Genomic DNA, 25,195 nt, shown 5'->3' on the forward strand with positions numbered 1-25,195 from the left:
GCATGGCAGTGACGTTCGGGACCGGGTGCTTCGACCAGGGGCGAGGGTGGGAGGCCGAGCCACGGTTCAGGGTGGCCACGGACACCGTCGAGCTCGCCGCGGACGCACTGCTCGTGGCAGCGGAGCGCTTCATGATGGTGGGGGAGAGCGGCACCGAGCACAGCGAGGACGAGGACTTCTGGGACGAGGAGGACCGCGGGCCGAGCAGCACCGCGGTCTCCGTCGACGAGGAGGCGGCCTACGTCGCTGCCGACACCGACGCATGGCTGAGCCGCCGGATGGCCGACACGATGAAGTCGATCCTCGTCCAAGAGCTGACCCGGGTCGGCGTCTCCGCCGTCGTCACGGCCGACTACGACCCGATCCGGGGCATCCGCGCCCGCAGGTGGCCGGCTCGCACGAGCTGACGCCTGGTGCCGCACACCCGGCAGGCAGTCGATCCGGAGCGCCAGCTTCCTGCGATGGACCAGTGCTCGTCGCATGAACCTGGTGCACAGGATCGACTGCGCGACGACGGGGTTCCCGTGCTGCCATGATCGGTGGATGACCGACCCCGCGACGTACGCCGACCTCGGCGAGGCGGCGTGGCGCTGGGTGCTCGACCAGGTGCGGTGGGACGACGCGGGTCCGTGGATCCCCGAGACGGTGCCGCACGCCGGGGGACCGCCCGAGGAGCGCGACGGCATGCACAGCGGCATCGGCGGGCTCGCACTCGTGCTCGCCGAGGTCCGGCTCGGGCGGGCGTGGACCGACGAGGAGCAGCGGCTCGCCGACGGCATCGCGGCCCGGATCCGCGCGGGACTGCCGAGCCAAGGGCTGGCGACGTACTTCGACGGGGTGGTCAGCGACCTCGGGGTGCTGATCGCCCTGGACGCACGAGGCGCAGGCAGTGCCGAGGATGCCGGCGTCGCGGTCGCGCGGCTCGTCGAGCTCGCGACCGACGACGGGTGGGAGCAGCCCTACCTGGTGCCGCCCCCGTTCGCGCCGCACACCCGCATCAACGACGTCACGCTGGGCACGGCCGGTGTCCTGCTCGGCGCGGTCTGGGCTCACCGGCACGGCGCACGCGGGGCGGAGGACCTGGCTGAGCGGGCGGCCGGCATCCTCCTCGCGGAGGGGGAGCCGACGCAGGCGGGGACCGCCTGGTCGTTCGTGCCGAGGCGCTTCCGCGCCGACGTGCCGGTCGAGCGGCAGCGCGAGATGCCCAACTGGTCGCACGGCCTCGCCGGGATCGCGGCCGCGCTCGCGGTGGCGGGCAGCGAGCTGCGCCGGCCGGACCTCGTCGACGCGGCACGCCGCGGAGCGGAGCACCTGGTGACGCTGGGCGACACCGACGGCGACGGCTTCGTCGTGCCGGCGGCGATCCCGCCCTCACCGGGACTCGAGGAGGTCACGTTCACCTGGTGCCACGGACCGACCGGCACCTCGCTGCTCTTCACCGCCCTCGAGCACGCCGGCGTCGACGTGGTCGCGGGCGAGTCCCCGGCCCAGTGGCACCGCCGTTGCCTGCGCAGCGTCCGCACGTCCGGCGTGCCGCGACGGCTGCGCCCGGGCTTCTGGGACAACGACGGACGCTGCTGCGGCACCGCCGGTGTCGGCGAGGTGTTCCTCGACGCGTGGCAGCGGCTCGGCGACCCCGACGACCTCGCCTTCGCGACGGTCCTGGGCGATGCGCTGCTCGACCGGGCCGTCCGCGACGGCGACCGCGCGTGCTGGCGCTTCACCGAGCACCGCAGGGACGACCCCCTCCTGCCGCCCGGAGTCGGCTGGATGCAGGGCGCCGCCGGCATCGCGGCCCACCTGCTGCGGCTCTCGCGGGTCCTCCGCGAGGGTCGTACGGCGCCCGCCGTCGCCCGTCTCGACACGTGGTGGAACCTGCCGCCAGCCTGAGCGGCGCGGCGCTCAGCCGCCGGCCCCCGCGAACCGGGCCGCCAGCACCCGGCACGCCGCCGCCAGCTCGGGCGGCTCCACCACCTCCACATCGGCGTCGAAGCGGGCGAACGCCGCCGCGAGCGCCACCCACGACCAGGCGCCGAGCGTGACCCGGCAGGTGCCGTCGGCGAGCGCCTCGACGTCGCCGTCGCCGACGAAGGGCGCCACCTCGGAGGCGGGTGCCCGCAGCACCGCGGTGCCCCGGCACGGCCACGCGTCCTCGTCGGCCGAGCCCTTGAAGCGCGCGGACACGAACGTCGCCACGTCGGGCGCCGGCAGCTCGCGCGGCACGAAGCGCGGCCCGTGGGGGGTGCGCAGCCGCATCCGGTCCAGCCGGTAGGTCCGCCAGGCCTCGCGGTCGAGGTCCCACCCGACGACGTACCAGCGGGAGCGACGCCGGACCAGGTGCACCGCCTCCGTCCGCCGCGGTGGCGCGCCGGGCGACTCCTCGCCGTAGTCGAAGCGCAGCACCTCGCAGCGGCGGATCGCCGCGCTCACCTCGACGATGACGGCCGGGTCGACGGCCGGCCCGCGGTCGAGCGCCGTCACGCGGACGGCGTCGACGCGGTGGCGCAGGTGGCTGGGCAGCACCTGGCGCACCGTGGCGAGGGCGCGGGCGGCGCCCTGCGCGACGGCGTCGTCGGTGCCGTCGCCGCTGCCGGTCGCCAGGCGTAGCGCCACGGCCAGCGCCACCGCCTGCTCCTCGTCGAAGAGCAGGGGAGGGAGCTCGCTGCCCGACTCCAGCCGGTAGCCGCCGTCGGGTCCCTTCGTGGCCGTGACGCGGTAGCCCAGCCCGCGCAGGCGATCCACGTCGCGACGCACCGTGCGCTCGGTGACCTCCAGCCGCCGCGCCAGGACACCCCCGGGCCAGTCGCGGCGCGCCTGGAGGAGGGAGAGCAGGGCGAGGAGCCGCCCGGTGGGTCCTGACATGGCCCCAGTGTGCCCGAGGTAGCGGACAGGAACGGTCCTCTTCTGGCGAGAGAGTGAGGGCACCGGCCGGAACCGCCGACCGGGCCACCAGGAGGAACCACCATGACCATCGACGTCACCCCGCACCTCAACTTCCGCGGCAGCGCCCGCGAGGCGCTCGAGCTCTACCGCGACGCCCTGGGCGGCGAGCTCACGATCGTCACCTACCGCGACGCCCACGCCGTCCAGGACCCCGCCGAGGGCGACCAGGTCATGTGGGGCCAGGTCGCGGCACCGAGCGGGGCCCGGGTGATGGCCTACGACGTGCCGTCCGCGCTGCCCCACGACGCCGGGACCATCCCGTTCTTCGTCTCGCTCCGCAGCGCCGACGCGGACGAGGTCTCCGCGGCGTGGGCGGGGCTGCTCGACGGCGCGACGGTCGTGCAGGACCTCGCGCCGTCCGGCTGGTCCCCGCTCTACGGCATGCTGCGCGACCGCTTCGGGGTCACCTGGGTGCTGGACGTGGCGGTGGCGTACCCGTCGGCCTGACGAGCCGGCCGGCCGCAGCCGGCCCGGGACACCGGGCCGGCTCCGGGCGCACACTGGACCGATGGACGAGGACGTCGAGGACATGAGCCGCGAGCAGCTGGTCGCCGAGGTCCGCACGCTGCGGGCGGCGATCCGGACCCACCGCGACAGCTCGGGGCACGACCTGTGCTGGCACCACCCGGACCTCTGGGGCACGCTCCCGGAGCGGGTCGAGCCGGACGTCGCGGTGCCGCCGTGGCCGCAGTTCCTGCGCGGGTGCCTGGCCTACCGGCAGTCGCTCGACGAGCAGGTGGCGGGCGCCCCGGCACATGCGGCGGAGTACGACGCAGGGGCGTCCTGACCTCGGCCGGAGGTGCTGGGCAACTGTTGCCCTCCGTCCCGCGTGTGCCTGACAACTCTTGCCGGTGGGGGCTGTGCCGCCGGTCACTAGGGTCGAGCGCATGAGGGTCCTGCTCGCACTCGGCGGCAACGCCATGACGAACGCCGACGGGCGGGCGCGTCCGGAGGACCAGATCGCCGCGGCGGGGGTGGCCATGGCCGCCGTCGCCGGACTGCTCGAGCACGAGCACGAGGTCGTCGTCACCCACGGCAACGGTCCGCAGGTCGGCAACCTGCTCGTGAAGAACGAGCTGGCCGCGGGCGTCGTACCTCCCGTGCCGCTGGACTGGTGCGGGGCACAGACGCAGGCCACCCTCGGCTTCGTCCTCATGGACGCCCTCGACCGCGAGCTCGACGCGCGGGGGATCGACCGGCGCAGCGCCGCGCTGGTGACCCGCACCCTGGTCGACGCCGACGACCCGGGCTTCACCACGCCGACCAAGCCCATCGGACGCCACCTTCCCGAGGCCGAGGCGAAGCTGCTCGTGGGCCACGGCGAGACCTGGGAGGACCGCGGTGAGAAGGGCTGGCGCCGCGTCGTCGCCTCACCCGAGCCGCAGGAGATCCTCGACGCACCGGCCGTGCTCGCCCTCATCGAGGCGGGCTTCGTCGTGGTGGCCAACGGAGGCGGCGGCATCCCGCACGTACGCCGCCCGGACGGGTCGCTGGCCGGCGTGGAGGCCGTCATCGACAAGGACCTCGGCGCCGCGCTCCTGGCCGCGACGACGCGGGCGGACGTCCTCGTCATCGCCACCGACGTGCCGCACGCCGTCATCCGCTGGGGCGAGCCGGACGCTGAGCCGCTCGGCCGCCTCACTGTGGCCGAGCTGCGCGCCCACGCCGCCGACGGCCACTTCGCGTCGGGGTCCATGGGACCCAAGGTCGACGCCGTGTGCCGCTTCGTGGAGGCGACCGGCCGCACCGGCGTCATCACGAGCCTCGACCAGATCACCGCAGCGGTCGCCGGCGACGCCGGCACCGTCGTCGTACCCACCCCGAAAGGAAACCGCTGAACATGCCCAGCGCCATTGAAGTCCGCAAGGTCCCGATCCACTCGGTGTCCGACGCCTCCGAGCTGACGAAGCTGATCGACGAGGGCGTCATCGCCGCCGACCGGGTCTTCGCCATCATCGGCAAGACCGAGGGCAACGGCGGCGTCAATGACTACACGCGGATCATCGCCGACCGCGCGTTCCGCGAGGCCCTCGTCGCCCAGGGCGCCGACGCCGAGCAGGTCAAGGGCATCCCCATCGTGTGGTCGGGCGGCACCGACGGCGTGATCAGCCCGCACGCCACCATCTTCGCGACCACCGACGTCCCCGAGGACGACCCGTCGCGCCAGGAGATGCGGCTCACCGCCGGCTTCGCGATGAGCGAGCCGATCCTGCCCGAGGAGATCGGCTACACCGCGATGGTCGAGAAGGTGGCGGCCGGGGTGAAGGTCGCCATGGAGGGCGCCGGCATCACCGATCCTGCCGACGTGCACTACGTCCAGACCAAGACCCCGCTGCTGACCATCCACACCATCCGCGACGCCAAGTCGCGCGGCAAGACGGTGTGGACCGAGCACACCCACGAGTCGATGGACCTCTCCAACGGCGTCACCGGCCTCGGTATCGCCGTCGCCCTTGGCGAGATCGACATGCCGAGCGACGCCGACATCATGCACAACCGCGAGCTCTACTCCGCTGTCGCCTCGTGCTCGTCGGGCGTCGAGCTCGACCAGGCGCAGATCGTGGTCGTGGGCAACGCCACCGGCGTCGGGGGCCGCTACCGCATCGGCCACTCGGTCATGGAGGACGCCCTCGACGCCGACGGCATCTGGGAGGCCATCCGCTCCGCCGGCCTCGACCTGCCGGAGCGCCCCCGCACCAGCGACCTCGACGGCAGGCTCGTCAACGTCTTCCTCAAGTGCGAGGCCAGCCAGGACGGCATGGTCCGCGGCCGGCGCAACGCCATGCTCGACGACTCCGACGTGCACTGGCACCGCCAGATCAAGGCGGCGGTCGGCGGTGTCACCGCGGCCGTGACCGGGGACCCGGCCGTCTTCGTGTCGGTCTCCGCGGCCCACCAGGGTCCCGAGGGCGGCGGCCCGGTCGCCGCCATCGTCGACCTCGGCTGAGCCGCTCCGACGCACCGCTCGTACGCCCCTCGGCGGGGCCGGCAGGTGACTGTCGGTCCCGCGTGATGGGGTGTCTCCCGTGAGCACGACGACCCGCTACCGGCTGGTGCGCCCCGACCGCGAGGTCGTGGTGCCCGAGCTCGACGAGCACCAGCAGCGCGTCGTCGACCACGAGGGCGGTCCGCTGCTCGTGCTGGCCGGCCCCGGCACGGGCAAGACCACCACCCTCGTCGAGGCGATCGTGGACCGCATCGAGGTCCGGGGCGCCTCGCCCGACTCGGTCCTCGCGCTGACGTTCTCGCGCAAGGCCGCCGAGCAGCTGCGCGACCGGGTGACGGCCCGCGTCGCCCGCACGACCTCGGCCGCCTCGTGCTCGACGTTCCACTCCTTCGCCTACGCCCTGGTCCGCAAGTACGCCCCCGCCGAGCTCTACGAGGGCGCCATCCGCCTGCTCTCGGCCCCCGAGGCCGACGTGGTGCTGCGCGAGCTGCTGCGAGACAACCCCGAGTCGGTGGTGTGGCCCGAGCCGCTGCGGCGCGCGGTCGGCACCCGGGGGTTCGTCCGCGAGGTGCAGGCGGTGCTGGCCCGCGCCCGCGAGAAGGGCCTCGACCCCGCCGGGCTGCGCAGCCTCGGCATCGAGCACGACCTGCCGGAGCTCGTCGCCGCCGGGCTCTTCCTCGAGCAATACCTGACGGTCCTCGACAACCTCGGCGCCACCGACTACTCCGACCTCATCCGCCGGGCCGTCATCGAGGCCGAGGGCCACCGCGACGAGCTGCGCGCGCGCTGGGGCCACGTCTTCGTGGACGAGTACCAGGACACCGACCCCGGCCAGGTGGCCCTCCTGCGGGCGCTCGCGGGCGACGGCCGCGACCTGACCGTCGTCGGCGACCCGCACCAGTCGATCTACGGCTTCCGCGGCGCCGACGTGCGCGGCATCCTCGACTTCCCGGCGAGCTTCCCGACCGCCGCCGGCGAGCCGGCCCCCGTCGTCGTGCTGCGCCGCACGAGGCGCTTCGGCCCGCGGATCCTGCTCGCCGCAGGCCGGGTCGCCAGCCGGCTCACGCTGACCGGCAGCATCGGCGCCGAGGCCCGGGAGGCGTTCCTGGCGCCCGAGGCGGTGCCGGGGCCGCACGGCAACGGCCGCGTCGAGGTCTTCACCTACGACACCGAGCGGGCCGAGGCGGAGCGGCTGGCCGACCTGCTGCGCCGCGCCCACCTCGAGGACGGCATCGCCTGGGACCGGATGGCCGTGCTCGTGCGGTCCGGCCGGACCAGCATCCCGCCGCTGCGCCGGGCACTGGCCGCATCGGGCGTGCCCGTGGAGGTCGCCTCCGACGACCTGCCGCTCGTGCACGACCCGGCCGTGCTGCCGCTGCTCGACGGGCTCCGCGCCGTGGTCAACCTCGACAACGACGACCCCGACTCGCCCGACTTCCTCGACCCGGGCCGGATCGAGTCGCTGCTGCTCTCGCCCCTGGGCGGCCTCGACGCGTCCGACCTGCGCGCCCTCGTGCGCCGCCTGCGCACCCGCGAGAAGGAGCTCGCCGACGCCAGCGACCGGCGCACCTCCCGCGAGCTGCTGCGGTTGGCGGTGGTCGAGGACGGCTTCCTCGACGGCCTCGACGGGCCCGACGTCGAGCGCGCCGCTGCGCTGGCGGACCTCCTGCGCGACGGCGGACGCATGCTGGCCGACCGGGCCGGCGTCGAGGACGTCCTGTGGCACCTGTGGTCGACCACCACCTGGCCGCAGCGCCTGCGCCGCCAGGTCGACACCGGAGGAGCGGGCGCCCGGCGGGCCCACCGCGACCTCGACGCCATCGTCGCGCTGTTCGATCTCGCGGCCCGGGCCGTCGACCAGCGTGACCACGTCGGGGTGGAGGCGTTCTTCGCCAGCCTGGTCGCCCAGCAGCTGCCCGCCGACACCCTCGCCGAGCGCGGGGTGCGCGGCGCCGCGGTCAGGTTGCTCACCGCCCACCGCTCCAAGGGCCTCGAGTGGGACCTCGTCGTGGTCGCCCACGTCCAGCAGGAGGGCTGGCCCGACCTCCGGCGGCGCGCCACCCTGCTGGGTGCCGACCGGATCGGTGTCGACCCCGTCGGGCACCCCGACCTCGTCCCGCCCGTCACGACCCGCGCGCTGCTGATGGAGGAGCGCCGGCTGTTCTACGTCGCCTGCACCCGCGCCCGCCGCCGGCTCGTGGTGAGCGCCGTCCGCTCGCCCGAGGACGACGGCGAGCAGCCGTCGCGGTTCCTCGAGGAGCTCGGCGTGAGCATCGAGCACCAGGACGGCCGTCCCCCGCGGCCGCTGTCGCTCGGTGGCCTCGTGGCCGAGCTGCGCCGCACCGCGGCGGACCCGCAGGCGTCGACGGCGCTGCGCGAGGCGGCGGCGCGCCGGCTCGCCGCCCTCGCGGCCGAGGAGGTCGACGGGCGCCAGCTGGTGCCGGCCGCCGACCCCTCGACCTGGTGGGGCACCCGCAGCGCCACCCGGTCGATCGAGCCCATCCGCGACCCCGAACGGCCGGTGCCGGTCTCGGCCAGCATGCTCGACTCAATCCTGGTGTGCCCCGCGCAGTGGTTCTTTGAGCGCGAGGCGGGCGGGGTCTCGGCGGTGCACCAGTCCGCCAACCTCGGCCAGGTGCTGCACGCCCTCGCCGAGCGCGTCGCCCGCGGTGAGCTCCCGGCCGAGGAGGCGCCGCTGATGGCCGAGGTCGAGGCGATCTGGGACCGGCTCGCCTTCCGGACCCCGTGGTCGCGCCAGCGTGAGCTCGCCCGGATCCGCAAGGCGGTCGCGCGGTTCGTGCAGTGGCACCTCGCCAACCCCCGCCAGGTCCTCGGCGCCGAGCAGCGCTTCGAGAGCGTGGTCGACGTCGACGGCCGCCCCGTGCGGCTCACCGGCTTCGCCGACCGGCTCGAGATCGACGACGACGGCCGCGTCGTCGTCGTCGACTTCAAGAGCGCGCGCACCGCCCCCACCGGTCCCGCGGTCGCCGGCAACCTCCAGCTCGCCCTCTACCAGTACGCCGTCGACGCCGGCGCCCTCGACGAGGCGGCGGGTCGTCCGGTGGCCTCCGGCGGGGCCGAGCTCGTCCAGCTCGGCATCGACGACGACTCGGCCGTCGCCAAGGTGCAGGGACAGCCCGTCCACGACGACGCCGGGCCCGAGCGCGCGCTGCTCCGCGCGGGGCTGGCGCGTGCCGCCGACCTGGTGCGCTCGGAGAACTTCCCCGCCACGGCCGGCCCGCACTGCCGCGACTGCCCGTTCGTCCCGATCTGCCCGGCGAAGGGCGCAGGGAGCGTGACCGTCCAGTGACCGGGACCAGCCTGCGCGAGACGACCGTCCCCGAGCGGGAGCCGGTCCGCCTCGACACGCCCGCGGACCTGCAGGCGCTGATGGGCGGCCACGCACCGAGCGACGAGCAGTGGGCCGCCATCACCGCGCCGCTGCGCCCCACGGTCGTGGTCGCGGGAGCCGGCAGCGGCAAGACGACCCTCATGGCCCAGCGGGTGGTCTGGCTCGTCGCCACCGGCAAGGTGCGGCCCGAGGAGGTCCTCGGCCTCACCTTCACCACCAAGGCCGCCGCCGAGCTCCGCCAGCGCGTCACCGCCGCGCTGGGCGCGGCGGGCCTGCTCGACCGCTCCGTCGTCGTCGAGGGGGAGGACGTCCTCGAGCCGACCGTCGCGACCTACCACGCCTACGCCGCCACCCTGCTCACCGACCACGGGCTCCGCATCGGCCACGAGCCCGACACCCGCGTCGTCTCCGACGCCTCCCGCTACCAGCTCGGCGCGCGGGTGATCGAGCGCTTCACCGGCCACATCGAGCTGCTCACCGACCACCCCGCCACCGCCATCCAGAACCTCCTCGCCCTCGACGGCGCGATGAGCGAGCACCTCGTCGACGCCGACGACGTACGCCGCGTCGACCAGGACGCCCGGCGCGGGTTCGAGCGCGCGATCGAGGAGGAGCAGGCCGGCAAGGCCCGCTCGACCTACCTCGGGCCGCCGGCCAAGGCGATCAACGCCATCGACCGCCGCGCCGAGCTCTTGCAGCTCGTCAGCGGCTACCGCCGGCTCAAGGCCGACCTCGGCCTCATGGACTTCGGGGACCAGATCGCCCTCGCCGCGCGGCTCGTCGAGGACCAGCCCGAGGTGGGCGAGATCGAGCGGGCGCGGTTCAAGGTCGTGCTGCTCGACGAGTACCAGGACACCTCCGTCGCCCAGGCGACCATGCTGGCGCGGCTCTTCTCCGGCCCCGACCCCGAGCGCGGGCTGGGTCACCCGGTCATGGCCGTCGGCGACCCCAACCAGGCGATCTACGGCTGGCGCGGCGCCTCGGTGTCCAACATCCTCAACTTCGCCGACACCTTCCCGGCCGCCGACGGCGAGCCCGGCCGGCTCCCGCTGACCGTCAACCGGCGCTCGGACCGGCGCATCCTCGACGTGGCCAACCGGCTGGCCGAACCTCTGCTCGCGGCCTACGGCGACAAGGTGGCGCGGCTCCGCGCGGCGGAGAGGGCAGCCGACGGCCGCGTGGAGGCCGCCGTCTTCGAGCGGGCGTCCGACGAGCTCGCGTGGCTCGCCGAGGCCGTACGCCGCGAGCACGACGCGGGCAAGGCCTGGTCCGACATCGGCGTGCTGAGCCGCGACAACGCGCAGGCCGAGGACGTCTACGACACCCTCACCGCCGCCGGCGTGCCGGTCGAGATCGTCGGCCTCTCCGGCCTGGTCCGGCTCCCCGAGGTGGCGGAGGTCGTCGCCACCCTCACCCTGCTCCACGACGTCACGGCCAACTCCTCGATGCTCACCCTGCTCACCGGCCCGCGGTGGGCCATCGGCCCGCGCGACCTGCGGCTGCTGGCGCTGCGCGCGGGGGAGATCGCCGAGGTGCGGGGCCGCAAGGAGGCCGCCTCGGTCGCCGCCCAGCTCCTCCAGATCGCCGACGGCATCGACGCCTCCGAGCTGCCGGCCCTCAGCGACGCCGTGGAGTCGCCCGGCGAGGCGGCCTACTCACCCGAGGCGCTCGACCGGTTCGGGCTGCTCGCCGGCGAGCTGCGGCGCCTGCGGGCGCACGTCGGCGACCCGCTGCTCGACGTGGTGCGCCGGATCATCGACACCACCGGGGTCGACGTCGAGCTCGCCTCGGCGACCTCGCCGGCCGCTGCCGCGCGCCGTGACAACCTCGACCTGTTCGTCAAGGCCGTGGCGGAGTTCCAGTCGGTCGACGGCGACGTCACCCTGCCGGCGCTGCTGGCCTACCTCACGGCGGAGGACGACCAGGGCAACGGCCTCGACGTCGCCGTGCCGACGGCCGCCGACTCGGTCAAGCTGCTCACAGTCCACCGCGCCAAGGGCCTGGAGTGGTCCTCGGTGTTCTGCGTCGGCGTGGGGGAGACCCGCTTCCCAAGCAACCGCTCCCGCACGCTGTGGACCTCCTCGCCCGCCGTCCTGCCGGCGCCGCTGCGCGGCGACCGCGCCGACCAGCCGCAGCTCGTCGGCCACGACAAGGCTGCGCTCGACGCCTACCGCGCCGCGACGAAGGCCCATGACGCCGAGGAGGAGCTGCGCCTGGGCTACGTCGCCTACACCCGCGCCGCCCACCACCTCGCGGTGACGTCCTACCTCTGGGGCCAGCGGGCGACGCCCTTCGGGCCCTCGGCCTACCAGTGCGTGGTCCGTGACCAGCTCGACGACTGGGGCGAGCCGGTGGAGCGGTGGTTGGACAAGCCGGCCCCCAAGTCGCCCAACCCCAACGACGACGTCGACCCCTCCCGCCCCTGGCCCGTGCCGGGGCCGGGGGAGGAGGCCCGTCGGCGGCTGGCCGCCGCCGAGCTGGTGCGCAGCGTCGACCGCACCGCCCCCGACCACGACCTCGACATGGTCGAGGCGGCCCGGGTCGCCGACTGGGACGACGACCTGGCGCAGCTCCTGACCGAGGCCCGCGCCGAACGCGCCACGTCTGTCGACCTGCCGCTGCCGAGCAGCCTGTCCGCCACCTCCGTGGCCCGGCTCCGTGACGACCCCGAGGGCTTCGCCCGCGAGCTGGCGCGACCGATGCCGCGCCCGCCTGCCCCGGCCGCGCGGTTCGGCACGGCGTTCCACGCCTGGGTGGAGGAGCGGTTCGGCCAGCAGGCGCTCATCGAGCCCGACGAGCTGCCGGGGCGTGCCGACGCCGGCATCGACGACCAGGCCGACCTGGGGGAGGTGGTCAAGCGGTTCGAGGACGGACCGTTCGGCGACCGGGCCCCCCACGCCGTCGAGGCGCCGTTCGCGCTCGTGCTCGCCGGCCAGGTCGTCCGCGGTCGCATCGACGCCGTCTACGCCGAGCCCTCAGGGTCGGCGGACGCCCACTTCCTCGTCGTCGACTGGAAGACCGGTCGCCACGAGAGCGCCGACCCCCTCCAGCTCGCCCTCTACCGGCTGGCGTGGGCCGAGCTCACCGACACCCCGCTCGACCGCGTGCGGGCCGCGTTCCACTACGTCCGGACCGGTCACACGGTCGAGCCCGAGGACCTGCCCGGTCGCGACCAGCTCGAGGCGCTGGTGCGCGAGGGAGCCGTCGGCGCCTGACGCTGGTGCTCCACCCACGGCGCGCGGGTTCGGGTGGTGGCGGCAGATCGCGTCGTGCGGCGGGTCTGGCGTGCGAGGTGCCGCCACCCAGGTCGGCGGTGGCCGGGTGGCGACAGATCGCGTCGTACGGCGGGTCTGACGTGCGAGGTGCCGCCACCCAGGTCGGCGGTGGCCGGGTGGCGGCAGATCGCGTCGTACGGCGGGTCTGACGTGCGAGGTGCCGCCACCCTTGTTGGCGCAGGTTCGGGTGGTGGCGGCAGATCGCGTCGTACGGCGGGTCTGGCGTGCGAGGTGCCGCCACCCTTGTCGGCTCGCGGGTCCGGGTGGTGGCGGCAGATCGCCTCGTACGGCGGGTCTGGCGTGCAAGGTGCCGCCACCCTTGTCGGCGGTGGCCGGGTGGTGGCGGCAGATCGCGTCGTACGGCGGGTCTGGCGTGCGAGGTGCCGCCACCCTTGTCGGTGGTGGTCGGGTGGTGGCGGCAGATCGCGTCGTACGGCGGGTCTGGCGTGCGAGGTGCCGCCACCCTTGTCGGCGCAGGTTCGGGTGGTGGCGGCAGATCGCGTCGTACGGCGGGTCTGGCGTGCGAGGTGCCGCCACCCAGGGACCGTCGGCGCCTGGCGCGGACGACGACCCTCAGGCGAGCGCCGCGGTGAGGGCGATCTCCACCATCTCGCCGAACGTCTGCTCGCGCTCCTGCGACGTGGTCTCCTCGCCGGTCACGATGTGGTCGGAGACGGTGCAGATGGCCAGCGCCCTTCGCCGGTGCTTGGCGGCGAGCGTGTAGAGCGCACTCGCCTCCATCTCGACCGCGAGCACGCCGTACTTCACCATCTCGCCGAGCAGCTCGGGGCGCGCCGGGTAGAACGAGTCGCTGGAGAAGATCAGGCCGACGTGGAACGGCGAGCCGCCCTCGCGCGACTCGGCCGCCTCGACCGCGCCGCGCAGCAGCCCGAAGTCGGCAACTGGGGCGTAGTCGATGCCGTGGAACGCGATCCGGTTCATCGAGGAGTCGGTGCACGCCCCGGAGGCGATGATGACGTCGCGCACGCCCACGTCCTCGGTCACGGCGCCGCACGAGCCGACCCGCACGATCGACTGCACGTCGTAGTCGGTGAAGAGCTCGTTGACGTAGATCGACATCGACGGCTGACCCATGCCGGACCCCTGCACCGACACCGGCCGGCCGTTCCACGTGCCGGTGAAGCCGAGCATCCCGCGCACCTCGCTGTAGCAGCGGGCGTCCTCGAGGAAGGTGTCCGCGATCCACCTGGCCCGCAGCGGGTCGCCGGGCAGCAGGACGATGGGGGCGATGTCGCCGGGCTGGGCGCCGATGTGCGTGCTCACCGGCCGAACGCTACCGACTAGCGTGGGAAAGCGTGAGCGACCCAAGCCCCGTTGAGCGCCCCCTCCCGCACGTCGCCCTGTCGGCGCACGCCCACAACCGGATGGGGCTGCGCCGGACCGACGAGGCGTGGCTCGCCGAGCGGACGGCCGACCAAGCCACCCGCGTGCTGGTGGTCGCGGGCAACCGGTTGCGCCCGGTCGACGGCGCGGTCGCGTGGGTGAGCCCCGACGCCGCACCCGAGGGCCGGCTCGTGCTGCTCGGCGACGCGGACGGCGTCGTGCACCTCGCGGTCCTCGTGGAACCCGACGACGCGCCGGGGGACCCGGAGGAGTGGGTGCCGCTGCGCTCCGTGCTGACCGCGGTCGCCGACCACGCGCCCGACCAGGCGCCGCTGCTCATGCACGCGATCGGGCTGGCCGAGTGGCACCACGCGACGCGGTTCTGCCCGCGCTGCGGCGGGACGCTGGTCAGCCGGTCCGCCGGGCACGAGCTGCGGTGCACGCAGTGCGACCGCGCCCAGTTCCCGCGCACCGACCCCGCGGTGATCATGGCCATCACGAGCGGCGACGGCGACGACGAGGCGCTCCTGCTCGGTCGCAACCGGGCCTGGCCGACAGGCCGCTGGTCGACCCTCGCCGGCTTCTGCGAGCCGGGGGAGACCCTCGAGGACGCCGTACGGCGCGAGGTGGAGGAGGAGGTCGGCGTGCGGGTCGGCGAGGTGGGCTACTTCGGCAGCCAGCCGTGGCCGCTGCCGGCCAGCCTGATGCTGGGCTTCACCGGGCGTGCGCTGACGACCGATATCGACGTCGACGGCGCCGAGATCGAGGAGGCGCGCTGGTGGACGCGCGCCGAGCTCGAGGCGGCGGTGCGCTCGGGGGAGGTCGCGGTGCCGCACGGCATCTCGATCTCGTCCTCGCTCATCGAGAGCTGGTTCGGCCGGCCCCTCGACGGGCCGGGCTGGGACTGACCGCAGCCCGGCTCAGTCGCACTGGTCGCAGATCCCCGTGGCGGGGAGCGCGATGAAGCAGCGCGGGCACAGGTTCACCGGCCGGTCGCTCGCGGCGACGCGCGGACGGCTCGTGCCGGTGCTGCGGGTCGAGGTGGTGCGGGTCCGCGATGAGCCGGAGGAGCTCGACGGGGCGCTGGACCGCGTCGCCCGCGTGCCGGCCACGCGCTCGGGTGGCGAGTCGTCGCGGATCTCGAAGCCCAGGCGTCTCAGCGCCTTGGTCGCACCGGCCGAGCCGCCCGGGATGTCGGCGGGCGTGAGCGTACGTCCGGTGGCGAGGCCGTGAGCGATGCCGGCGATCGCGGCGGCGTCGTACTCCTTGCCGTGGTGCAGCAGGACGTGGGTCGAGACACCGCCGCGCACGAGCATGTAGTTGGCCCCGCCGGCTGCGTCCCAGGTCTCCATCGCGGTCAGGACGTGGTCGCGGTCGATCGAGTTGAGCAAGGACACGACAGCAGGCTAACCCTGCTCGCCGACGACCGTGGGGGCGAGGCTCACGCGAGCGCCGCCAGCTTCTCCTTGACCTGCGCCACCGACGGGTTGGTCAGCGTGCTGCCGTCGGCGAAGAGGAGCGTGGGCACCGTCTGGTTGCCGCCGTTGGCCTGCTCGACGGTGAACGCGGCGTCCGGCTCCTGCTCGATGTCGACGATCGAGAACGCGATGCCCTCGCGGTCGAGCTGGCTCTTGAGGCGGTGGCAGTAGCCGCACCAGGGGGTGGTGAACATGGTGAAGGTCATGGGATGGAGTGTCCCCTCCGACGTCTAGGCTGGCGAACACCCCTCTCAACCACGACGTCGCAGGAGTTGTTCCGTTGCTCGAAGCGCTCGATCCCGAGCAGCGACAGGTCGCCGAGGCGCTGCGCGGGCCGGTGCGCGTCCTCGCCGGCGCGGGCACCGGCAAGACCCGCGCGATCACCCATCGCATCGCGCACGGCGTCGCCCAGGGCGTCTACGCCCCCACCGAGGTGCTGGCGCTCTCGTTCACCACGCGGGCGGCGGGCGAGATGCGCGAGCGGCTGCGTCGCCTCGGCGCCCCGGGCGTCCAGGCGCGCACCTTCCACTCCGCCGCCCTGCGCCAGCTCCGGTTCTTCTGGCCGCGGGTCCACCAGCGCGACCTGCCCGAGCTCACCGAGTCCAAGCTCGGCATGCTGGCCCTGGCCGCGCGGCGCCAGCGGCTGAGCGTGGACAAGGCGACGCTGCGCGACCTCGCCAGCGAGATCGAGTGGGCCAAGGTGTCCAACGTCGGTCCGGACGCCTACGCCGCGCTGGCCCGCTCGCGCGGCCGGGCCGTGTCAGGCCTCGAGCCCGAGGTCGTGGCCCGCGCGTTCGACGCCTACGAGGAGGTCAAGCGCGGCCAGGGGCGCATGGACATGGAGGACGTCCTGCTCTTCGGTGCCGGCCTGCTGGCCGACAACGACGCGGTGGCGGCGCAGGTGCGCCGGCAGTACAAGTGGTTCGTCGTCGACGAGTTCCAGGACGTCTCCCCGCTCCAGCACGCGCTCCTCGACCTGTGGCTCGGTGGCCGCGACGAGCTGTGCGTCGTCGGTGACCCCGCCCAGACGATCTACTCCTTCGCCGGCGCCGACGCGCGCTACCTCCGCGAGTTCACCCACAAGTTCCCCACCGCCACGAGCGTCGAGCTGGTCCGCAACTACCGCTCGACGCCGGAGATCGTCACCGCGGCCAACCAGCTGCTCGCCGGCACCGCCAGCAAGGGCGTCGACCTGGTCGCCCAGCGACCCGCGGGAGCGCGCATCACCTACCGCGAGGCGACCGACGAGGTCGCCGAGGCCGACGCGGTCGCCGAGCGCCTGGCGGGGCTGCGGGCCGCGGGCACCCCCGCCAGCCGGATGGCGGTGCTGCTGCGCATCAACGCCCAGTCCGAGCGCTTCGAGGAGGCGCTCGCGGCGCGAGGCCTGCCCTACGTCGTGCGTGGTGCGGCCCGCTTCTTCGACCGCCCCGAGGTGCGGCAGGCCATCACCCTGGTCCGCGGCGCCGCCCGCAGCGGTGAGGCATCCGGTCCGGTGGCGGACTCCGTGGTGGCGGTGCTGTCCCAGATGGGCCACTCGACCGACCCGCCCGAGGGCAGGGGCGAGGTCCGCAACAGATGGGAGTCCCTCCAGGCGCTGGTCGACCTGGCTGCCGACTTCGGCCGCGAGCGCCCCGACGCGGTCCTGGGCGACCTCGTGGACGACCTCGACCGGCGTGCCGGCGAGCAGCACGCCCCGGTCGCCGACGCGGTCACCATCGCCACCATCCACTCGGCCAAGGGCCTGGAGTGGGACGCCGTCTTCGTCGCGGGCATGCACGAGAAGATGATGCCGATCTCGCAGGCCCAGACGCCGGCCGAGATCGAGGAGGAGCGGCGCCTGCTCTACGTCGCCATGACCCGCGCCCGCGACGAGCTCGCGGTGTCCTGGGCGGTCGCGCGCGAGCCTGGTGGTCGGGCCAACCGGGGGAGCTCGCCCTTCCTGGCCCCGGTGCTCGACGGGGTGCCGGGCGTCTCCGGGCAGCGCCGCGAGCGGAGCAAGCGCAACCGCGCCGCGCTCCACTGCCGCGAGTGCGGGGGCGCGCTGTCCAACGCCCGGGAGAAGAAGACCGGCCGGTGCGCCGACTGCCCGGCGTCCTACGACGAGGCGCTGTTCGAGAAGCTGCGCGAGTGGCGCCTGGCGCGCGCGTCGGAGGACAGCGTGCCGGCGTTCGTCATCTTCACCGACGCCACCCTCCAGCTCATCGCCGAGCACGTCCCCAGCAACGAGTCCGGACTGCGCGCCATCAGTGGCGTGGGACCGAGCAAGATCAGCAAGTACGGCGATGAGGTGCTCGCCCTGGTCGCCGCCGAGTCCTCTCGCTGAGGGTTCGTCGGAGCGCCCACGAGCCTCGCGCGAGGCTCGCGGGCGGGCCGTCGCGGGGCCCCGGCGAAGATTCTCGAAGAAATTCTTGGTAATACCCATAAAATGGTTTGCCCCTGACGACACCCAGGGTCTAGCGTTCCACTCACAACAACCCGCGCACTGGGATCGCTGACAACGATCCGCGCCCGACGCACCGAAGGAGGTGGCCCCCATGGAGAACTACACGATGACGATGACGGCGTGGACGCCGTCCTTCGGCATGTCCACCCTCGGCCGCCCCTGCGCGCACACGCGCGCCCTCGGCGCCGGCGTGGTGGCTGTCCAGGACGCCGCCGCCATCGTTCGCATCAAGGGCGATTTCCCGGGTTCTCCTGCCTGGAGTCCGTCGAGCTAGGTCACACCTCGCATCGGCAGCCTCCAGGCCGCGGAACCCGACACCGGGATCCGCGGCCTTTTTGTTTGTCCCACCGATCCATTCCATCCGCGATCAGGTCAACGAGTAGGAGGTGAACACATGACCATCAGCGTTCTCGACCGCCCCCGAGCTGCCGACGCACAGACCCAGCTGGAGCCGCAGGCTGCACTGGGCGCCCTGCACGACGCAGCTGCCGGAGTGGATGAGGAGTTGCTGCCCTGCCGCGTCAACGACGCAGAGCTGTGGTTCGCCGAGTCCCCCGCGGACGTGGAGCACGCCAAGGCCCTGTGCACGGACTGCCCCGTGCAGGCGCTGTGCCTCGACGGAGCCCTCGAGCGGCGCGAGCCGTGGGGCGTCTGGGGAGGCGAGCTCTTCCTCCAGGGCGTGGTGATCCCGCGCAAGCGGCCGCGCGGCCGGCCCCGCAAGTCCGACCAGCCCGCCGCGTAGGCACACCGCGTCATCCCCTCCAAGGAAATACAGGAATCAACTTCAATGAATACCTACCGAAATGGACGCAACGACATGAATCTCATGCATGAAGAACTCGCACGCGCGCAAATGTCCGCGCGCCTGGGAGAGGCGCACGAACTGCGACGCGGCCACCACCTGGCCATGGCCCGTCGGTTGAGCCGCAAGGCCGAGCAGGCCGCGCAGCAGGCGCGTCTCGCCCTCGCTCGCGCGATCTGAGCACAGCACCTCGAGGACGGACCTCGGGACACGCTCCACCCTGATCGCGGGTGAACCCAGCACGAGCCGGTACGTCGTCACGGTGACGACGTACCGGCTCGTCTGCGTCCCGGGGGTAGCCTCGGCCGGGTGAGCGACGTGGTCACCTGTGCCTTCTGCGGCACCGAGGCGCCGGAGGCGGAGACCCTCACCTGGACCGTCGCAGTGGAGAACGGCCGGCGCCGGGCGTTCTGCGACACCTGCTCGCGCAGCAACCTGCGGGCCATGGAGGGCAAGCTCGACAGCGAGTGGTGGTGACCGGGCCGCTCGCGGCGGGTCAGCCGGTCTCGAACCAGGCGCACCCGCAGTAGGGGTGGCGCTGCCAGCGCCGGTCCCGCGGGACTGGCTCGTGGTCTAGGAGCCAGGACGTCAGCCAGGTGGACGGCGTCTCGCCGCGCGACCAGGCGGCGAGCTCGCGGGCCGCCGCGCCGGCGGCCATCGCCAGCAGGGGGCGGGGCGGCTGCGGGTCGTGCACCGCGCCACCCTCGTCGAGGACGTACGCCGCGACGCACCGGGCGCACGGACCGACGCCGGGCGCCGCCCACGGTCCCACCTCGACGGCGTGCGGGCGGACGCCGACCAGCAGGTGGGGGAGCGAGGACACGGTCCAGTCGTCGACCGTCCCCGACACCTGACGGCCGGCCGCCACGGCGAGGCCCACGGGCGCGGCGGCGTCGACGACGACGCCGGCCGCGGTGAGGGCGGCGAGCACCGGCTCGCACCAGGCGCGGGGGCAGTCGAGCTGGGCGCGGAGCGGGACGGACCAGGGGCGGGCGCTGGCGGGCAGGCTGGCGGGCATGTCCTGACGTTGCCACGCGGGACGCGGCGACGGCCGGTCGTCCACAGCCCCGTGAATGCAGCAGCGGCGCCGCCCGGGGGGCGGCGCCGCTGTCAGGTGCTCACAGGGTGAGGCTCACGCCTTGCCGAGGATGCGGTTCAGGTTGGTGCCGCAGACCGGGCACACGCCCTTGGCCATCTTGGTGCCCTTGTCGTTGACCTTGATCTCGCCCTCCGCCTCGCGCTTCTCCTTGCACTTGACGCAGTAGAACTCACCGCTCCAGGTCTCCGCCATGACGGCCTCCTTGCTTCGTAACTTCGTGGTCGTCGCGGCGGGGTGGTCGAGGGGGAAGCCCGCCGGGGAGGGCCGGCGGGTGCCAGCGCTCCGTCGAAGACCCTACGCCACGCGTGGCCCACGCTCACGCACCACACGCGCTGAGCGTGAATCCGCCTCCCGCCGCGCCCGGCCGGCTCAGTACCCTCTGGTCATGCCGGAGCCCCTTGCCGACCTCGCCCACCTCCGCCTCGAGCGGCCCTCCGAGGGGGTCGCGCTGCTGACCCTCGACAACCCGGGGATGCGCAACGCGATGAGCCACGAGATGACCTCGTCGTGGGTCGCCGCGATCGACCACCTCGCCGCCGACACCTCGCTGCGAGCCCTGGTCGTGACCGGGGAGGGCAGCGCCTTCTGCTCGGGCGGCAACACGTCGTGGATCGCGAGCGAGCCCGACGCGAGCGTGGACCGCCTGCGCAGCCGGATGCTGCCGTTCTACCGCGCCTGGCTGTCGGTCCGGCGCCTGGAGGTCCCCACCATCGCCGCGGTCAACGGACCGGCAATTGGGGCCGGGCTGTGCCTGGCGCTGGCCTGCGACATCCGCTACGCCGCCGCGGGCGCCCGGCTCGGCGTGCCGTTCAACACGCTCGGCATGCACGCCGGGATGGCCGGCACCTGGCTGCTGCCCGAGGTGGTCGGTCCCGCCCACGCGCGCGACCTGCTGCTCACCGGCCGGGTGGTCGACGCGGACGAGGCCCTGCGCCTCGGGATGGTCTCGCGGGTCATCGACCCGGACGGCTTCCTCGAGGAGGTCCTCGAGACGGCCGCCGGCATCGCCGCGACCGCGCCCATCGCGGCCCGGCTGACCAAGATCGCCCTCGCCGACGGCGGCCACGCCGACTTCGAGGCGGCCCTGCAGTGGGAGGCCCTCGCCCAGCCGATGACACTGGCCACCGCGGACCTCCAGGAGGGCATCCGCGCGGCGAAGGAGAAGCGGGCGCCGGAGTTCCGGGGCCACTGACCGGGCCACTGACCGGGTCCACGCAGGGGGGCCACCCCTGTGGACAGGCCTGTGGACGCCCTGTGCACGGCGCGGCGCCGTACTGTGCGGGTGACCAGCGACAACGGCAGCAGCGCGGTGGTGAGGAGAGAGAAGTTGGCCGAGAGCACGTCGAGCCAGGCACCCGACCGGGCGCGAGGACCCGTCGCCACCCTGCGCCGCATCGCCTTCCTCATGGAGCGCCAGCGCGAGGAGACCCGCCGCATCGAGGCGTTCCGCAAGGCGGCGCGCACGATCCTGCCGCTGCCCGAGGAGGACGTACGCCGGCGCGCCGCGGACGGGACGCTCACCGAGCTCGCGGGCATCGGCCCGAGCACCGCGGCGGTGATCACCGACGCCTGCAACGGTGTCGTGCCGGAGCGCCTGCGGGCGCTGGAGGAGACGGCGGGCCCGCTCGCCACCGGCGGCGAGGAGCTGCGCGCGCGGTTGCGCGGCGACCTGCACTCGCACTCGGACTGGTCCGACGGCGGCTCGCCGCTGGAGGAGATGGCGATGACCGCCATGGAGCTCGGCCACGACTACCTCGTGCTCACCGACCACAGCCCGCGCCTGCGGGTCGCCAACGGGCTCAGCGCGGAGCGGCTCACCCGGCAGCTCGCCGTCGTGGACGCGGTCAACGAGCACCTCGGCGGGGCCTTCACCCTCCTCAAGGGCATCGAGGTCGACATCCTCGACGACGGGTCGCTCGACCAGACCCCCGAGATGCTCGGGCGGCTCCAGGTGCGCGTCGCGTCGGTGCACTCCAAGCTCAAGATGGAGGCCCCGCAGATGACGAGGCGGATGATCGGCGCGGTGCGCAACCCGCACACCAACGTGCTGGGGCACTGCACGGGCCGCCTGGTGACCGGCGGGCGCGGCACCCGTCCGCAGAGCCAGTTCGACGCGCGCGCCGTCTTCACCGCGTGTGCGGAGGAGGGCGTCGCCGTCGAGATCAACTCCCGCCCGGAGCGCCGCGACCCGCCCACCCGTCTGCTGGAGCTGGCGCGCGACACCGGCTGCCTGTTCTCGATCGACTCCGACGCCCACGCCCCCGGCCAGCTCGACATGCTCGACCACGGTGCGGCCCGGGCGACGGAGGCGGGCATCGACCCCGACCGGATCGTCAACACCTGGGAGCGCGACCGGCTGCTCGCCTGGGCCGCCTCCCGGCTCTGAGCGCGGCTCCGGGACGTCGTGGGTGCGGACGGCTAGGTTCGCCCCATGAGCACGACTGCGCCGACGCCGCCGGGGGTCCCGGAGGTGGAGGTACGCCGCTCGCGGCGCCGGCGGCGGACGGTCTCGGCCTACCGCGACGGTGACCGCATCGTCGTGCTCATCCCCGCCACCATGAGCAAGCGCGACGAGGCGACGTGGGTGGCCGACATGGTCGCCCGCATCCAGCGCCAGGAGCGCCGCAGGATGCGCTCCGACGACGACCTCGTCGCCCGGGCGGCCACGCTCAACGACCTCTACTTCGGCGGGCTCGCTGTGCCGGCGTCGGTGCGCTGGGTGAGCAACCAGAACGCCCGCTGGGGCTCCTGCACCCCCGGCGACCGCACGATCCGGCTCAGCCACCGGCTGCAGAAGGTGCCCGGGTGGGTGGTCGACTACGTGCTGGTGCACGAGCTCGCCCACCTCCTCGAGGCGGGCCACACGCCGGCCTTCTGGGCGTGGGTCGACCGCTACCCGCGGGCCGAGAAGGCCAAGGGCTACCTCGAGGGCTACTCCGCCGCCGCCCGCCTCGAGCCGCCGCCCGGCGGTGAGGAGTCGGACGGGGGAGTGGTCGAGCACGCGGTCGAAGACCTGAGCGACGACGCCGACTAGGCGGACGGGCCGGGCGGACGGGGACCGGCTAGGACAGGCCGGTCCGACGTCCGGCGTCCGACCGGCCGCGCACGCGGGCCACCGCGACGTCGACGAGGGCGTACATGTCGTCGAAGGTCGCCGGCAGGTCGTCGACGGGCCACCAACGGACGTCGAGCGACTCCTCGCTGGTGGCGTGGGTGCCGCCGGGGTCGGCGACGGCCAGGAAGCGCACGTCGAGGTGGTGGACGGTGCCCCGGGCGGAGCAGAACTCCACGGCGTGGGCGTCGAGGCACAGCGGCTCGGGGTCGAAGGTGAACGACGCCAGGCCCGACTCCTCGACCAGCTCGCGGCGGGCGCCGTCGGCGAGCGAGCCGTCGCCGGGTTCGAGGTGGCCGCCGAAGGCCAGCCACGCGTCGGCCTTGCGGTGGTGGTTGAGCAGCACGGCGTCGCCGTCCGGTGACACCACGATCGCCCCGGCGGTGAGGTGGTCGGGGAAGCACGCCTTGGCGAGCCCGTCCGGGTGCGCGGCGAGTTGGGCGAGGAAGCGGTCGCGCAGGGCTGACTGGTCGGCCGACGGCGGTGCCCAACCGGTCAGCGCGGCCACCGCGCTCGCGTGGAGTCCGGTGCTCACTCGGACCGGGGGTCGTCGCCGCCGCCGTCGAGGAGGTCGCGCAGCCCGGCGTCGAACTCCTCGTCGGAGAGCTCGCCCGGCGAGACGGAGTCCTCGCGGAAGCCGAGCGGGTCGTCGAGGTCCTCGGCGGTGGGCAGGAGGTGCGGCGACATCCACACGCCGTCGCGGGCCTCGGCACCCTGGCGCGTGCGGAGCGAGCCCCACAGCGTCGAGGCGTCGCGCAGCCGGCGTGGCCGCAGCTCGAGGCCGACGAGGGTGGCGAACGTCTGCTCGGCCGGCCCGCCCGCGGCGCGGCGGCGGCGTACGGTCTCCTGCAGCTTGGCGGCGGCGGGCATCCGCTCGGCGGTGGCCTGGCTGACCACCTCGTCGACCCAGCCCTCGACGAGCGCGAGGGTGACCTCGAGCTTCTCCAGCGCCGCCTTCTGCGCGGCGGACGGCTCGGGGTCGAACAGCCCGCCGGCGAGCGCCTCCTGCATCGCCTCGGGGTTGGCCATGTCCATCCCGCGGAGCTTCTCCTCCATGCCGGAGGTGTCGAAGTCCATGCCGGCGCCGTACTCGGCGACCGCGCCGATGAGGTGGTCGCGCAGCCACGGCACGCCTGCGAAGAGGCGCTGGTGCGCGGCCTCGCGCAGGGCGAGGTAGAGCAGCACGTCGTCGGTGGTGACGTCGGGCAGCTCGGCGGCGAACGCCGCCACGTTGGTGGGCAGCAGCGCCGCCTTGCCGATCGGTCCGAGGGGCAGGCCGATGTCGGAGGCGCTGAGGACGTCGCCGGCCAGCGCGCCGAGCCCGCTGCCGACCTGGGAGGCGACCATCGCCCCACTGGCCTTGCCGAGCATCGCCATGAGCGGGCCGGCGAGCTGCTTCATCTCCTCGGGCATCGCCTGCCCGAGGGCGGACGTGGCGGAGCCGGCGATCGGCTCGACGAGCACCTTCCAGACGTCGATGGTCTCCACGATCCACTCCGCGCGCGACCACGCCGCGGTGGTCGTGACGCCGGAGGGGAACTCGGTGGTCGTGTCGAGCCAGTGGTCGGCCAGTCGCACGGCGTCGGCGACGGCGCCCGACTGGGCGGCGGTGACCGTCGGGTCGGGCTCCTGCGCGGCGGTGCGGCGCGCCAGGTCGGTGACCGTCTGCCAGTTGACGGGGCCCTCGTGCGGGGCGAAGAGCGACTGCATCTGCGCCATCAGGGCGTTGAGGTCGGGCATGCCGCCCCCGGCCCCGAAGCCGCCCATCTGCGAGAAGATCTGCTCGAAGGGCGTGCCCTTGAAGGGGTTGTCGTCGTCGGGGCCCTGCCCAGCCGGTCCGGAGCCTCCGGGGGTGTCACTCATGGCGTCAACGGTACTCACCGCGCCCAGCCCCGGCATCCCCGCGCGCCTAGACTCTGAGCCGTGACCGACCCCGTCCCCGACCCCGTGCGACTCGTCGACATCCGCGACACCCCGCTCGACGTCACCGAGGTGCTCGACGCGCTCGGCGACGACGGCGCCGGTGGGCTCACGCTCTTCGTCGGGCAGGTCCGCGACCACGACGGGGGCAAGGGGGTCACCGCCCTCGACTACTCCGCCCACCCCACGGCGCTCGAGCGCCTGCGCGAGGTGTGCCGGCGGGTGGCGGCCGAGCACGACGTTCGCGGCGTCGCCGCCGTGCACCGCGTCGGCGAGCTGCGCATCGGCGACCTCGCCGTCGTGGTCGCCACCACGGCCGCCCACCGCGGCGACGCCTTCGCTGCGTCGCGCGCGCTGATCGACACCCTCAAGGCCGAGGTGCCGATCTGGAAGCACCAGGTCTTCGACGACCGGACCGAGGAGTGGGTCGGCACGCCGTAGGACCTGACGCGACCGGCGGTCGCGGAGGCCTAGGCTCCG

General features: G+C 74.1%; 26 protein-coding genes. 17 read left to right on the plus strand and 9 right to left on the minus strand.

Features of this window, described 5'->3' with window-relative positions; translation table 11 throughout:
* Positions 1-2: 2 nt before the first annotated feature.
* Both SHK17_RS05850 and SHK17_RS05855 read left to right on the plus strand, forming a co-directional pair.
* A complete protein-coding gene (locus SHK17_RS05850; protein WP_322921427.1) occupies positions 3-407 on the plus strand; it encodes a hypothetical protein in 405 nt (134 codons plus the stop codon).
* A 136-nt stretch (positions 408-543) separates the two neighbouring features.
* The gene (locus tag SHK17_RS05855) at positions 544-1,890 is read left to right on the plus strand and encodes a lanthionine synthetase LanC family protein (RefSeq protein WP_322921428.1); all 1,347 of its coding nucleotides are present in this window, start codon (positions 544-546) and stop codon (positions 1,888-1,890) included.
* 12 nt (positions 1,891-1,902) lie between these two features.
* On the opposite strand, the gene SHK17_RS05860 is transcribed toward SHK17_RS05855, so the two are convergent.
* Positions 1,903-2,862, minus strand: coding sequence for a helix-turn-helix transcriptional regulator (locus SHK17_RS05860; protein ID WP_322921429.1), 960 nt, complete (start codon positions 2,860-2,862; stop codon positions 1,903-1,905).
* Positions 2,863-2,964: 102 nt separating this feature from the next.
* Here SHK17_RS05860 and SHK17_RS05865 point away from each other — a divergent pair, with 102 nt between their 5' ends.
* The 6 genes from SHK17_RS05865 (at position 2,965) to SHK17_RS05890 (ending at position 12,457) form a co-directional block, all read left to right on the plus strand.
* On the plus strand, positions 2,965-3,390 hold the full coding sequence (locus SHK17_RS05865) for a VOC family protein (RefSeq protein ID WP_322921430.1): 426 nt from the start codon (positions 2,965-2,967) through the stop codon (positions 3,388-3,390).
* A 61-nt stretch (positions 3,391-3,451) separates the two neighbouring features.
* Positions 3,452-3,730: a hypothetical protein gene (locus SHK17_RS05870; protein ID WP_172270535.1), complete on the plus strand. Its 279-nt coding sequence runs from the start codon at positions 3,452-3,454 to the stop codon at positions 3,728-3,730.
* Between the two features lie 100 nt (positions 3,731-3,830).
* Positions 3,831-4,781 carry a carbamate kinase gene (locus SHK17_RS05875; RefSeq protein ID WP_322921431.1) on the plus strand — a complete coding sequence of 317 codons (951 nt, stop codon included), beginning with the start codon at positions 3,831-3,833 and terminating at the stop codon, positions 4,779-4,781.
* 2 nt (positions 4,782-4,783) lie between these two features.
* On the plus strand, positions 4,784-5,890 hold the full coding sequence (locus SHK17_RS05880; RefSeq protein WP_322921432.1) for a barbiturase: 1,107 nt from the start codon (positions 4,784-4,786) through the stop codon (positions 5,888-5,890).
* A gap of 79 nt (positions 5,891-5,969) precedes the next feature.
* A complete protein-coding gene (locus tag SHK17_RS05885; RefSeq protein WP_322921433.1) occupies positions 5,970-9,200 on the plus strand; it encodes an ATP-dependent helicase in 3,231 nt (1,076 codons plus the stop codon).
* Positions 9,197-12,457 (plus strand): ATP-dependent DNA helicase, encoded by a 3,261-nt coding sequence (locus tag SHK17_RS05890; protein WP_322921434.1) that lies wholly within the window; start codon positions 9,197-9,199, stop codon positions 12,455-12,457. Before SHK17_RS05885 ends, SHK17_RS05890 begins: the two co-directional genes overlap by 4 nt.
* A 633-nt stretch (positions 12,458-13,090) precedes the next feature.
* On the opposite strand, the gene deoD is transcribed toward SHK17_RS05890, so the two are convergent.
* A complete protein-coding gene (gene deoD, locus SHK17_RS05895; RefSeq protein ID WP_322424678.1) occupies positions 13,091-13,801 on the minus strand; it encodes a purine-nucleoside phosphorylase in 711 nt (236 codons plus the stop codon).
* A 32-nt stretch (positions 13,802-13,833) separates the two neighbouring features.
* Between deoD and nudC the strand changes: the two genes are divergently transcribed.
* The gene (gene nudC / locus SHK17_RS05900; protein WP_322921435.1) at positions 13,834-14,769 is read left to right on the plus strand and encodes an NAD(+) diphosphatase; all 936 of its coding nucleotides are present in this window, start codon (positions 13,834-13,836) and stop codon (positions 14,767-14,769) included.
* Positions 14,770-14,781: 12 nt separating this feature from the next.
* Here the strand turns inward: nudC and SHK17_RS05905 are convergent, their stop codons facing one another.
* Both SHK17_RS05905 and SHK17_RS05910 read right to left on the minus strand, forming a co-directional pair.
* The gene (locus SHK17_RS05905; protein WP_172270543.1) at positions 14,782-15,258 is read right to left on the minus strand and encodes a hypothetical protein; all 477 of its coding nucleotides are present in this window, start codon (positions 15,256-15,258) and stop codon (positions 14,782-14,784) included.
* A 44-nt stretch (positions 15,259-15,302) separates the two neighbouring features.
* On the minus strand, positions 15,303-15,545 hold the full coding sequence (locus SHK17_RS05910) for a mycoredoxin (protein ID WP_172270545.1): 243 nt from the start codon (positions 15,543-15,545) through the stop codon (positions 15,303-15,305).
* 74 nt (positions 15,546-15,619) lie between these two features.
* Between SHK17_RS05910 and SHK17_RS05915 the strand changes: the two genes are divergently transcribed.
* The 3 genes from SHK17_RS05915 to SHK17_RS05925 all read left to right on the plus strand — a co-directional run bounded on the left by SHK17_RS05915 (position 15,620) and on the right by SHK17_RS05925 (position 18,524).
* On the plus strand, positions 15,620-17,662 hold the full coding sequence (locus tag SHK17_RS05915) for an ATP-dependent DNA helicase UvrD2 (RefSeq protein WP_322921436.1): 2,043 nt from the start codon (positions 15,620-15,622) through the stop codon (positions 17,660-17,662).
* Positions 17,663-17,873: 211 nt separating this feature from the next.
* A complete protein-coding gene (locus SHK17_RS05920; protein ID WP_172270547.1) occupies positions 17,874-18,056 on the plus strand; it encodes a hypothetical protein in 183 nt (60 codons plus the stop codon).
* 120 nt (positions 18,057-18,176) lie between these two features.
* On the plus strand, positions 18,177-18,524 hold the full coding sequence (locus tag SHK17_RS05925; RefSeq protein ID WP_172270549.1) for a WhiB family transcriptional regulator: 348 nt from the start codon (positions 18,177-18,179) through the stop codon (positions 18,522-18,524).
* A 42-nt stretch (positions 18,525-18,566) separates the two neighbouring features.
* Here SHK17_RS05925 and SHK17_RS05930 read toward each other — a convergent pair whose 3' ends face one another.
* Complete coding sequence (locus SHK17_RS05930) at positions 18,567-18,845, minus strand: hypothetical protein (RefSeq protein ID WP_172270551.1); 279 nt, start codon at positions 18,843-18,845, stop codon at positions 18,567-18,569.
* 48 nt (positions 18,846-18,893) lie between these two features.
* Here SHK17_RS05930 and SHK17_RS05935 point away from each other — a divergent pair, with 48 nt between their 5' ends.
* Entirely contained in the window at positions 18,894-19,061 is a 168-nt protein-coding gene (locus SHK17_RS05935) for a hypothetical protein (protein ID WP_172270553.1), read from the plus strand.
* Between the two features lie 19 nt (positions 19,062-19,080).
* On the opposite strand, the gene SHK17_RS05940 is transcribed toward SHK17_RS05935, so the two are convergent.
* Together SHK17_RS05940 and SHK17_RS05945 are read right to left on the minus strand one after the other, a co-directional pair.
* A complete protein-coding gene (locus SHK17_RS05940) occupies positions 19,081-19,602 on the minus strand; it encodes a hypothetical protein (RefSeq protein ID WP_322921437.1) in 522 nt (173 codons plus the stop codon).
* Positions 19,603-19,716: 114 nt separating this feature from the next.
* On the minus strand, positions 19,717-19,875 hold the full coding sequence (locus SHK17_RS05945) for a DUF5679 domain-containing protein (protein WP_090969683.1): 159 nt from the start codon (positions 19,873-19,875) through the stop codon (positions 19,717-19,719).
* A 193-nt stretch (positions 19,876-20,068) separates the two neighbouring features.
* Between SHK17_RS05945 and SHK17_RS05950 the strand changes: the two genes are divergently transcribed.
* The 3 genes from SHK17_RS05950 (at position 20,069) to SHK17_RS05960 (ending at position 22,717) form a co-directional block, all read left to right on the plus strand.
* Positions 20,069-20,875 carry an enoyl-CoA hydratase/isomerase family protein gene (locus SHK17_RS05950; protein ID WP_322921438.1) on the plus strand — a complete coding sequence of 269 codons (807 nt, stop codon included), beginning with the start codon at positions 20,069-20,071 and terminating at the stop codon, positions 20,873-20,875.
* A 135-nt stretch (positions 20,876-21,010) separates the two neighbouring features.
* Entirely contained in the window at positions 21,011-22,069 is a 1,059-nt protein-coding gene (locus SHK17_RS05955; RefSeq protein WP_322424672.1) for a PHP domain-containing protein, read from the plus strand.
* A gap of 45 nt (positions 22,070-22,114) precedes the next feature.
* Positions 22,115-22,717, plus strand: coding sequence for a M48 metallopeptidase family protein (locus SHK17_RS05960; RefSeq protein ID WP_322921439.1), 603 nt, complete (start codon positions 22,115-22,117; stop codon positions 22,715-22,717).
* A gap of 28 nt (positions 22,718-22,745) precedes the next feature.
* Here the strand turns inward: SHK17_RS05960 and SHK17_RS05965 are convergent, their stop codons facing one another.
* Both SHK17_RS05965 and SHK17_RS05970 read right to left on the minus strand, forming a co-directional pair.
* Positions 22,746-23,330: an NUDIX hydrolase gene (locus SHK17_RS05965; protein WP_322921440.1), complete on the minus strand. Its 585-nt coding sequence runs from the start codon at positions 23,328-23,330 to the stop codon at positions 22,746-22,748.
* Positions 23,327-24,658, minus strand: coding sequence for a zinc-dependent metalloprotease (locus SHK17_RS05970; protein WP_322424670.1), 1,332 nt, complete (start codon positions 24,656-24,658; stop codon positions 23,327-23,329). The genes SHK17_RS05965 and SHK17_RS05970 overlap by 4 nt, the downstream gene beginning before the upstream one ends.
* Before the next feature lie 60 nt (positions 24,659-24,718).
* Between SHK17_RS05970 and SHK17_RS05975 the strand changes: the two genes are divergently transcribed.
* On the plus strand, positions 24,719-25,156 hold the full coding sequence (locus SHK17_RS05975; RefSeq protein ID WP_322921441.1) for a molybdenum cofactor biosynthesis protein MoaE: 438 nt from the start codon (positions 24,719-24,721) through the stop codon (positions 25,154-25,156).
* The last annotated feature ends 39 nt before the right edge of the window (positions 25,157-25,195 follow it).

Source organism: Nocardioides renjunii, from assembly GCF_034661175.1.
In the GTDB taxonomy this organism is placed as follows: domain Bacteria; phylum Actinomycetota; class Actinomycetes; order Propionibacteriales; family Nocardioidaceae; genus Nocardioides; species Nocardioides renjunii.

Excerpts from the sequence above, each read along its gene's own strand:
- SHK17_RS05970 (WP_322424670.1), bottom strand. The coding sequence starts at position 24,658 with ATGAGTGACACCCCCGGAGGCTCCGGACCGGCTGGGCAGGGCCCCGAC.
- SHK17_RS05875 (WP_322921431.1), top strand. The coding sequence starts at position 3,831 with ATGAGGGTCCTGCTCGCACTCGGCGGCAACGCCATGACGAACGCCGAC.
- SHK17_RS05880 (WP_322921432.1), top strand. The coding sequence starts at position 4,784 with ATGCCCAGCGCCATTGAAGTCCGCAAGGTCCCGATCCACTCGGTGTCC.
- SHK17_RS05940 (WP_322921437.1), bottom strand. The coding sequence starts at position 19,602 with ATGCCCGCCAGCCTGCCCGCCAGCGCCCGCCCCTGGTCCGTCCCGCTC.
- SHK17_RS05865 (WP_322921430.1), top strand. The coding sequence starts at position 2,965 with ATGACCATCGACGTCACCCCGCACCTCAACTTCCGCGGCAGCGCCCGC.
- SHK17_RS05960 (WP_322921439.1), top strand. The coding sequence starts at position 22,115 with ATGAGCACGACTGCGCCGACGCCGCCGGGGGTCCCGGAGGTGGAGGTA.
- SHK17_RS05850 (WP_322921427.1), top strand. The coding sequence starts at position 3 with ATGGCAGTGACGTTCGGGACCGGGTGCTTCGACCAGGGGCGAGGGTGG.
- SHK17_RS05910 (WP_172270545.1), bottom strand. The coding sequence starts at position 15,545 with ATGACCTTCACCATGTTCACCACCCCCTGGTGCGGCTACTGCCACCGC.
- SHK17_RS05870 (WP_172270535.1), top strand. The coding sequence starts at position 3,452 with ATGGACGAGGACGTCGAGGACATGAGCCGCGAGCAGCTGGTCGCCGAG.
- SHK17_RS05945 (WP_090969683.1), bottom strand. The coding sequence starts at position 19,875 with ATGGCGGAGACCTGGAGCGGTGAGTTCTACTGCGTCAAGTGCAAGGAG.
- SHK17_RS05920 (WP_172270547.1), top strand. The coding sequence starts at position 17,874 with ATGGAGAACTACACGATGACGATGACGGCGTGGACGCCGTCCTTCGGC.
- SHK17_RS05925 (WP_172270549.1), top strand. The coding sequence starts at position 18,177 with ATGACCATCAGCGTTCTCGACCGCCCCCGAGCTGCCGACGCACAGACC.
- SHK17_RS05860 (WP_322921429.1), bottom strand. The coding sequence starts at position 2,862 with ATGTCAGGACCCACCGGGCGGCTCCTCGCCCTGCTCTCCCTCCTCCAG.
- SHK17_RS05950 (WP_322921438.1), top strand. The coding sequence starts at position 20,069 with ATGCCGGAGCCCCTTGCCGACCTCGCCCACCTCCGCCTCGAGCGGCCC.
- SHK17_RS05855 (WP_322921428.1), top strand. The coding sequence starts at position 544 with ATGACCGACCCCGCGACGTACGCCGACCTCGGCGAGGCGGCGTGGCGC.